Origin of the sequence: Vibrio rotiferianus CAIM 577 = LMG 21460 (genome assembly GCF_002741985.1) — a bacterium.
Lineage (GTDB): Bacteria > Pseudomonadota > Gammaproteobacteria > Enterobacterales > Vibrionaceae > Vibrio > Vibrio rotiferianus.
The window spans coordinates 1-8795 of the sequence record NZ_APHW01000066.1 but is presented as its reverse complement, the minus strand read 5'-3'; the positions used below and the strand labels follow the sequence as shown (position 1 = coordinate 8795).

At 47.2% G+C, this 8795-nt stretch carries 9 protein-coding genes; all 9 read left to right on the top strand.

The window, feature by feature from the left end; all coding sequences use genetic code 11:
• Positions 1-1361 precede the first annotated feature (1361 nt).
• The 9 genes from B853_RS15955 to B853_RS15920 all read left to right on the top strand — a co-directional run bounded on the left by B853_RS15955 (position 1362) and on the right by B853_RS15920 (position 8737).
• Positions 1362-2447, top strand: a complete 1086-nt coding sequence (locus tag B853_RS15955) for a type IV secretory system conjugative DNA transfer family protein (protein ID WP_128826935.1) — start codon at positions 1362-1364, stop codon at positions 2445-2447.
• An 8-nt stretch (positions 2448-2455) separates the two neighbouring features.
• A complete protein-coding gene (locus B853_RS15950) occupies positions 2456-3256 on the top strand; it encodes a type IV secretory system conjugative DNA transfer family protein (RefSeq protein ID WP_128826937.1) in 801 nt (266 codons plus the stop codon).
• Between the two features lie 12 nt (positions 3257-3268).
• Positions 3269-3964 (top strand): MobC family replication-relaxation protein, encoded by a 696-nt coding sequence (gene mobC, locus B853_RS15945; protein WP_128826936.1) that lies wholly within the window; start codon positions 3269-3271, stop codon positions 3962-3964.
• Between the two features lie 67 nt (positions 3965-4031).
• Positions 4032-4418 carry a hypothetical protein gene (locus B853_RS15940; RefSeq protein WP_038883226.1) on the top strand — a complete coding sequence of 129 codons (387 nt, stop codon included), beginning with the start codon at positions 4032-4034 and terminating at the stop codon, positions 4416-4418.
• On the top strand, positions 4411-5385 hold the full coding sequence (locus tag B853_RS15935; RefSeq protein ID WP_038883228.1) for a hypothetical protein: 975 nt from the start codon (positions 4411-4413) through the stop codon (positions 5383-5385). Before B853_RS15940 ends, B853_RS15935 begins: the two co-directional genes overlap by 8 nt.
• Entirely contained in the window at positions 5366-5536 is a 171-nt protein-coding gene (locus tag B853_RS26070; protein WP_160167630.1) for a hypothetical protein, read from the top strand. Before B853_RS15935 ends, B853_RS26070 begins: the two co-directional genes overlap by 20 nt.
• A gap of 143 nt (positions 5537-5679) precedes the next feature.
• Positions 5680-5907: a hypothetical protein gene (locus B853_RS15930; protein ID WP_038883229.1), complete on the top strand. Its 228-nt coding sequence runs from the start codon at positions 5680-5682 to the stop codon at positions 5905-5907.
• Between the two features lie 1304 nt (positions 5908-7211).
• Positions 7212-8297 carry a type IV secretory system conjugative DNA transfer family protein gene (locus B853_RS15925; protein WP_128826935.1) on the top strand — a complete coding sequence of 362 codons (1086 nt, stop codon included), beginning with the start codon at positions 7212-7214 and terminating at the stop codon, positions 8295-8297.
• Between the two features lie 8 nt (positions 8298-8305).
• A complete protein-coding gene (locus tag B853_RS15920; RefSeq protein ID WP_249027420.1) occupies positions 8306-8737 on the top strand; it encodes a TraM recognition domain-containing protein in 432 nt (143 codons plus the stop codon).
• The last annotated feature ends 58 nt before the right edge of the window (positions 8738-8795 follow it).

Genomic DNA, 8795 nt, shown 5'->3' with positions numbered 1-8795 from the left:
ATTACCGTATCTAGCCGTCTGCAGGAAGACGCGAATAAAAACAATACGCTATGAATTCTGTATATGAGGGGATTTCGTTTGATGAGGGGGAGATCCTCAGATAAGATAATCCCCAGATGTGAAAAAACCCGTCTTTGCAGGACGGGTTATTTTCGGAATACTTCTACGCTCCAGAAGTCCTTTCATATTAGCATATCGAAAAGACCTTTCAAGAAGTTTCCAAGTTGTCGAGTGGTAGGGTCAGTGTCACTGGCGACAACTTCCAGCATCATGCGTTACCAGCGGTACATCCGTAAGCGCACACCAGATGAGTGAACCAAGAATCAGTACTAGCGTATGGAGTTAGTCAAAGAGGCTTGTAGATTGGGTAGTAACCCTTGCAAGGAACTAAGATTTTAGGTTGGCGGGAAACGGTGAGGATGGCGGTAGAACAACCGGTAATTTCCGCAGTTAGTTTGTGTTCTCAGGACTAACCAGATGATAGCGATATACTCGGCTCCGGTCGGCATATTAAATTATCTGCTTACACTATATTTAACGGAATGATACTCCGTTAATATAGGGTGAGTGTATCCAGAATTCCGCTTCAACCTCTCACCAATCAGCATATCCAAAACCCCGACATCTTCAAAATTTACTTACTCACACAAAAAAACTTAATAAGAACTTTTATCATTTAGTAAAGGTCGAGTGCTGAGCGTAGCCGCTGAAAGAGCGAAGCGATTGAACCTGCTAGCTCAGTGCTGACCCGACAAGCGATAGCGCGTCAGTCGTTGACACCTATGGTTAATATTCTCGATTAACTATCGTTAACCAAGAATGTCAACGAGGTTTTTAATCGAATGTTTTCCGCTGAACGCTCCCAAACATTCTCACGAACCCTTACGGGTTCTGACGCTGCGCTTCGGGCTGGACGCCCTTCACTTGCTAAAGATTGGCAAGCCAAAGTCGCCACGCTGCGCGTGACCACCCACAAAAACCACGATTCTCTAAGATTTCTCCTACGCTTGAACGCTCCGGAGAAACTAAGAGACCGCTTCCCTAAATTAATGCTCCGCTTAATTCTGGGGCCCCGCTATCTGTGGTCCTTTGAGGGTGGTCACCCGCCGTTACGCTGAACGCTTCACTAGCTGGCGACTTTGGCTTGGGACTCCGTCCCCACCCAAAACCCGAGTCTGGGGACTCTTGCCTGCGCTGCCGCTTGTCAGTTTTGTGCGGCCCCCCCCTGTCGTTTCGCTGGACGCTACACTTAAAACCCGCGCTTTGAGCTGAGGCGCACAAAGTTGACAACTCTCGTTGACATCTCTCGTTGACGAGGTGTAGCATTGCGCTCAGTATTTAATCGTTTGGAGCTGTTAACGATGATCGATTCTATTATGTTTTCCTTGGCGATGGTGGTGGCGGAATACACGGTATTTTGCATTGCTTGGGGCTGGCTTTTATCCATAGCTTGCGGCCTGTTCTTGGCGGCTGTGCTACGGATGGACGAAGAAAAAAATAACCCTGTAACAATTTATTTTATTAGAACGGTCTTTGCCGTTCTATTGATGGCTGGCCCTCTGGGGCCAATCGTCAATCAATATCTTTTCAATGCCTTTTCTTATGGTCTTGTGTATGAGAAACGCTTAATCCTAAGTTCTCAACCTTGGTATCTGGCGCTTGTTGCTGTTGGGGTGGCTCTTTTCTTTGCAGGGGGCCGTTATCTTCTGCCTAGGTTGGATAGCTTGAGAGATCGCGTGATGCGTCGGACTTCTCTGGAGCGAAATAAACGAACAGATATCAGAACCGTTGATCAGCTGCTTCCAAATAACGAAGAGAACTATTTGCCTGTTGAGTATTTCGACTTTAACAAAGGCGTGTTTGTTGGCATGGATTCAGACGGCAAACCTCAATATATCCCTAAAGATGTGTACCAGAAGAAACACGCTCAATTGATTGGTTCGTCTGGTGCGGGTAAAGGTCGTGCGGCTCAGATGCTGCTTGCTCAGTCGATTGGACTTGATGAGGCTGTATTCGTACTCGATCCGAAAGATGATGAATGGTGTAGACATGTGTTGAAAAAATCCTGTGAAGACAATGACAAGCCTTTCTACCTGTTTGACTTGCGCTCGAATGAGTATCAAATCGATATGTTAGCCGGTATCACTCAATATGAGCTTGAAGAGCTTATGACAGCAGGGTTTGGGCTTGAGAAAACGGGGTCAGATGCAGACTTTCACAAAGGCAATGACCGTAGAGCTTCAAGAGTCTTTGCAGGGGAAATCAACAACGGGCCTCAGACATTCCGATCAATGTTTCAATCCCCACTGGCTGAACAGTTCAAAGATGGTGCAGCCGGCTTTATGACTTCATTGGAGGAAATCGCCCTAGTAAATAGCGTTAATGCCTTGGGGGGGGCTTTGATTTGCGGGAGATTTTCGAGTCTGGCGGTTGTGTGTATATCGTAGGTTCGAGCATGAATGAACAGACAAAAATCGTTCAGAAAATGCTTGTGCAAAGAATCTTCCAGATCGCGGCAAGTCGTGACAGAACTCAGGGCGAAAACAGACCTGTAGCGGTGTTCCTCGATGAATTTAAGTACCACATTTCAAGAATCACCTTAGCGGGTCTAGGTCTTGTCAGGGATAAGGGCGTGCATTTAATCCTAGCTTTTCAGGCCATTAGTGACTTAGCCGATTGTGGAGCCTTAGAGGTTGAAGCGGTAGAGGGTGCGGTAATGGAGAACTGTAAATTGATGATTGCCTATGCGATTGAACACCCAGAGACGCGCACATGGTTAGCCCAGAAGACCGGAAAGATTCTAATTGATGATGAGGTAAGGAAAACCAAGGCGTCAGCAGTGTTTACAGAGTCGATGGATGTAGAGCGTTCAGTGAGACAGGCCGAAAGATTCCTAGTGGATGAAAACATGCTTCAAGGCTTGCCAAGCAATGTGGGGTATTTCTTCGGGGCGTCATCAATGCCATTCACAACCTTTATCGATCGCTATCTGGTTGAGAAAACTCATATAGATCTGTGCACAGTCTCTTCAGAGGGACAACAAGACATAAACCCATTAGCAGCCTTGGAGAGAAAGAAAGGCAAGAAATCAAAGGCCGTGGAGGAATCAGAAGATAACCCACTGGCAGGACTAGACGAGGGGCCAGAAGACGCGGAAGACGAGCCAGAGAACGAACCACTAACCACAGAACCAATTGGGCAAGAGGCGTTCAACGAGGCGATAGACAACCCACTGGCTGGCCTAGAGAAACTATAAGGAGCTACAGCAATGAATGATAAACGCCTCAACACACTAATCACCGACCCAAAAGAGCGGACACAGCGATCCCAAGAGAAGCGGGCAGCGGTACTAAAGTTCTTGCGTGATGAGGTTTGGTCAACATCAGACATCATAGCGGAGGTGATGGGCGTAAAGACACGTCAGGCAGTGAATAAACTACTTCTAACCCTGATGCATGAGGAAAAGGTTAAGCGAGCGACAATTGATGTAGGCGCGGGGAGAGGGATAACACTGTGGGGGCTTACTACTCACGGTTTGGCATTCTCATTCGATGAAGATGAGGAGATCAAGGATATCCCAGTATTCGAGCCGTCAAGGGTAGCAGTTTCAACACTTCCGCACAGGTTGGACATTCAAAAGGCAAGACTCAAGGCACTAGCAAACGGCTGGAAAGACTGGACACCCTGCGACCGTGGGGAGTTCATCAAGACTCATGGCGTACAGCATAGACCGGATGCGCTGGCAGTGAACCCAGAGGGCGAGCTGGTAGCGATAGAGGTAGAGCGAACCATCAAGACCCGATCAAGGTATCAACAGGTAATCGCCTCGCACTTGAAAGCTATGTCAGACGGTAAGTGGGGACATGTGTACTACATCACTCCGGAGGGCGTTTCTAACCGGCTTAAAAAGGTGATCTACTCGATAGATACAATCAAAGTCGGGGGGGGCAGCAAGTACAGTTGAAAGGTTCGTATTTAGAACGATTCACGTTTGTGGATTTGGATAAGTGGATAGTGGAGAACGATAAAGAATGACACCTATACATTGGCTTCTGATTGTGTGTCCGGCTGCGGTGCTTGGGGCTGTTCTGTTCATAGGAGTGTTTGAACGGGTAGACAACACAGCGGAAGAGCAGAGAGCGACCGTACAGCTCAAACAAATGGAGTTTGATAAACAGTTCGCGGATGCATGGAACGAGGGAGTAATCAAAGGCCCGTCAGATGCGGAACTGGAAGAACAAAGGGCATTGGTTAAAGAGTTGAAAGACCTAGCCAGAAAAGCCAGAGAGAGCCAGAGACAAGACCTAGAGAGGCTGGCTCAACAGCTACAGGGCCAGCTAGAGAACGGCGATATTAGCGAAGACCTAGCGAACCTAAGAAAAGAAATCCAAGCAGTGGAGAAACAACAGAATGAATAAAAGTGTATTGGCGTTAGTTATGGGGTCTGTGTTGGCTTTATCGGGATGTGACAATAGTCCTGTGGGCGTGTCAGGAGGCAGCGAAACGGGGTCTAGCTCTAGCAGTAGCCAAGGCGTGGACACATCAAAAGAACTTAACCAATCAAAAGCAGTTACGGTTATGGTGGCTCGGTCTCTAGCTCCGCTGATTACTGAAACCGCCACAGACCTATACGGAAGATCTCCGGGTAAAGGTCTGAACTGGCAACTAATCAAATTGCTCTATGAAGTAGAGCGCGGAACGGAGGAGGAGAAGCAAAAAGTAATTAAAGAGTTGGATGCACTGGATTTAAATGATGCATTGAAAGACGCGCCACAAATACAACAGGATTGGGTTAGGAGCACTGTAAACGCAATCAGAGGGCCGTCAGGGTTGCGCGGTGAGATTATCGCAAGTGCAGTCTTTGCCTATGCCGCAAATCCGATTGATGGCTGGCCTAAGGAAGCTTTAAAGAATAAAAACGTTGGCCGCTTTGATGCTGCGGTGAACTATTACTTAGTGTTGGCCGCTAATGCAGGAATGGAAGCCATCGCTCAGCAGGTTAGCTATGCATCGTACGGAGATCGTCAGAAAGCAAAACAGAGTATCCGTGTCGCCATGAACAGCAAAGAAGTAAGAGCCGCAATCTTAGATACTCTTGCTCGAGGTTACACAGAGCAACCAGACATTCGTTTGGACTTTACTGGAAGCTCGGCACCTGTTCACTTCTGGGCAGATTCTGACAGCGTAGAGGGCAACACAGACGGGCTATCAATTGTTCGCAATGGTGCTCAATACTACGGGAAAGGCTACATCTCAGGGGAAAGCTATGAAGTGCTAGTGTCCAGATCTAAGGGCGCAACCATGACAAAGAGCAGTACATCAAGCATCGGCTCAGAGTCCACACAATCAACTACAGGGGGCGCAAATGTCAAAGCAGGGCAATGATGAGGCTTTTAGCGTAAAGCTTCGGAGATTGATAGAGGAAGCGGAAGACGCAGCGGTGGATAGTGAGGCGTTTGGTCAGAGTGCTATCCATGCGCTAATTCTTGAACACATCGAGAGCCACGCTTACCCGAACAGCTCGAAATACGACTGACGCGCTATCGCTTGTCGGATTCGCACCAGGCATGAAAAGACTTCGCTATTTCATGCCTGGCACAAATCTCAATTTAAAGGAGATAAACCTATGTTAGAACTACTAATTTTATTGTTTTTAATTCTGTAAGGAGATTCAAAGGGATGTTTAAAAAGATATTGATCGTGTCAGTGTGTGCAGTTCTTGGGGCTTGTGCATCGCATGAAGATTTAGTGCTTAACTCAGGATGCCCAACAGGGGCGTCTATGGCTGAAATTAAACAAGGTTGCAATCAGCCAGAGACACCAGAGCAAACACAGAAAAGAATCGAAACGTATTACCGGTATCTAGCCGTTCTGCAGGAAGACGCGAATAAAAACAAATCGCTATAATTCTGTATATAGGGGATTTCGTTTGATGAGGGGGAGATCCTCAGATAAGATAATCCCCAGATGTGAAAAAACCCGTCTTTGCAGGACGGGTTATTTTCGGAATACTTCTACGCTCCAGAAGTCCTTTCATATTAGCATATCGAAAAGACCTTTCAAGAAGTTTCCAAGTTGTCGAGTGGTAGGGTCAGTGTCACTGGCGACAACTTCCAGCATCATGCGTTACCAGCGGTACATCCGTAAGCGCACACCAGATGAGTGAACCAAGAATCAGTACTAGCGTATGGAGTTAGTCAAAGAGGCTTGTAGATTGGGTAGTAACCCTTGCAAGGAACTAAGATTTTAGGTTGGCGGGAAACGGTGAGGATGGCGGTAGAACAACCGGTAATTTCCGCAGTTAGTTTGTGTTCTCAGGACTAACCAGATGATAGCGATATACTCGGCTCCGGTCGGCATATTAAATTATCTGCTTACACTATATTTAACGGAATGATACTCCGTTAAATATAGGGTGAGTGTATCCAGAATTCCGCTTCAACCTCTCACCAATCAGCATATCCAAAACCCCGACATCTTCAAAATTTACTTACTCACACAAAAAAACTTAATAAGAACTTTTATCATTTAGTAAAGGTCGAGTGCTGAGCGTAGCCGCTGAAAGAGCGAAGCGATTGAACCTGCTAGCTCAGTGCTGACCCGACAAGCGATAGCGCGTCAGTCGTTGACACCTATGGTTAATATTCTCGATTAACTATCGTTAACCAAGAATGTCAACGAGGTTTTTAATCGAATGTTTTCCGCTGAACGCTCCCAAACATTCTCACGAACCCTTACGGGTTCTGACGCTGCGCTTCGGGCTGGACGCCCTTCACTTGCTAAAGATTGGCAAGCCAAAGTCGCCACGCTGCGCGTGACCACCCACAAAAACCACGATTCTCTAAGATTTCTCCTACGCTTGAACGCTCCGGAGAAACTAAGAGACCGCTTCCCTAAATTAATGCTCCGCTTAATTCTGGGGCCGCTATCTGTGGTCCTTTGAGGGTGGTCACCCGCCGTTACGCTGAACGCTTCACTAGCTGGCGACTTTGGCTTGGGACTCCGTCCCCACCCAAAACCCGAGTCTGGGGACTCTTGCCTGCGCTGCCGCTTGTCAGTTTTGTGCGGCCCCCCCCTGTCGTTTCGCTGGACGCTACACTTAAAACCCGCGCTTTGAGCTGAGGCGCACAAAGTTGACAACTCTCGTTGACATCTCTCGTTGACGAGGTGTAGCATTGCGCTCAGTATTTAATCGTTTGGAGCTGTTAACGATGATCGATTCTATTATGTTTTCCTTGGCGATGGTGGTGGCGGAATACACGGTATTTTGCATTGCTTGGGGCTGGCTTTTATCCATAGCTTGCGGCCTGTTCTTGGCGGCTGTGCTACGGATGGACGAAGAAAAAAATAACCCTGTAACAATTTATTTTATTAGAACGGTCTTTGCCGTTCTATTGATGGCTGGCCCTCTGGGGCCAATCGTCAATCAATATCTTTTCAATGCCTTTTCTTATGGTCTTGTGTATGAGAAACGCTTAATCCTAAGTTCTCAACCTTGGTATCTGGCGCTTGTTGCTGTTGGGGTGGCTCTTTTCTTTGCAGGGGGCCGTTATCTTCTGCCTAGGTTGGATAGCTTGAGAGATCGCGTGATGCGTCGGACTTCTCTGGAGCGAAATAAACGAACAGATATCAGAACCGTTGATCAGCTGCTTCCAAATAACGAAGAGAACTATTTGCCTGTTGAGTATTTCGACTTTAACAAAGGCGTGTTTGTTGGCATGGATTCAGACGGCAAACCTCAATATATCCCTAAAGATGTGTACCAGAAGAAACACGCTCAATTGATTGGTTCGTCTGGTGCGGGTAAAGGTCGTGCGGCTCAGATGCTGCTTGCTCAGTCGATTGGACTTGATGAGGCTGTATTCGTACTCGATCCGAAAGATGATGAATGGTGTAGACATGTGTTGAAAAAATCCTGTGAAGACAATGACAAGCCTTTCTACCTGTTTGACTTGCGCTCGAATGAGTATCAAATCGATATGTTAGCCGGTATCACTCAATATGAGCTTGAAGAGCTTATGACAGCAGGGTTTGGGCTTGAGAAAACGGGGTCAGATGCAGACTTTCACAAAGGCAATGACCGTAGAGCTTCAAGAGTCTTTGCAGGGGAAATCAACAACGGGCCTCAGACATTCCGATCAATGTTTCAATCCCCACTGGCTGAACAGTTCAAAGATGGTGCAGCCGGCTTTATGACTTCATTGGAGGAAATCGCCCTAGTAAATAGCGTTAATGCCTTGGGGGGGGCTTTGATTTGCGGGAGATTTTCGAGTCTGGCGGTTGTGTGTATATCGTAGGTTCGAGCATGAATGAACAGACAAAAATCGTTCAGAAAATGCTTGTGCAAAGAATCTTCCAGATCGCGGCAAGTCGTGACAGAACTCAGGGCGAAAACAGACCTGTAGCGGTGTTCCTCGATGAATTTAAGTACCACATTTCAAGAATCACCTTAGCGGGTCTAGGTCTTGTCAGGGATAAGGGCGTGCATTTAATCCTAGCTTTTCAGGCCATTAGTGACTTAGCCGATTGTGGAGCCTTAGAGGTTGAAGCGGTAGAGGGTGCGGTAATGGAGAACTGTAAATTGATGATTGCCTATGCGATTGAACACCCAGAGACGCGCACATGGTTAGCCCAGAAGACCGGAAAGATTCTAATTGATGATGAGGTAAGGAAAACCAAGGCGTCAGCAGTGTTTACAGAGTCGATGGATGTAGAGCGTTCAGTGAGACAGGCCTGAAAGATCCTAGTGGAATGAAACATGCTTCAAGGCTTGCCAAGCGAATGTGGGGTATTTC

Coding starts and splice junctions, on each gene's coding strand:
- B853_RS15955 (WP_128826935.1), top strand. CDS start 1,362: ATGATCGATTCTATTATGTTTTCCTTGGCGATGGTGGTGGCGGAATAC.
- B853_RS15935 (WP_038883228.1), top strand. CDS start 4,411: ATGAATAAAAGTGTATTGGCGTTAGTTATGGGGTCTGTGTTGGCTTTA.
- B853_RS15940 (WP_038883226.1), top strand. CDS start 4,032: ATGACACCTATACATTGGCTTCTGATTGTGTGTCCGGCTGCGGTGCTT.
- B853_RS15925 (WP_128826935.1), top strand. CDS start 7,212: ATGATCGATTCTATTATGTTTTCCTTGGCGATGGTGGTGGCGGAATAC.
- mobC (WP_128826936.1), top strand. CDS start 3,269: ATGAATGATAAACGCCTCAACACACTAATCACCGACCCAAAAGAGCGG.
- B853_RS15920 (WP_249027420.1), top strand. CDS start 8,306: ATGAATGAACAGACAAAAATCGTTCAGAAAATGCTTGTGCAAAGAATC.
- B853_RS26070 (WP_160167630.1), top strand. CDS start 5,366: ATGTCAAAGCAGGGCAATGATGAGGCTTTTAGCGTAAAGCTTCGGAGA.
- B853_RS15930 (WP_038883229.1), top strand. CDS start 5,680: ATGTTTAAAAAGATATTGATCGTGTCAGTGTGTGCAGTTCTTGGGGCT.
- B853_RS15950 (WP_128826937.1), top strand. CDS start 2,456: ATGAATGAACAGACAAAAATCGTTCAGAAAATGCTTGTGCAAAGAATC.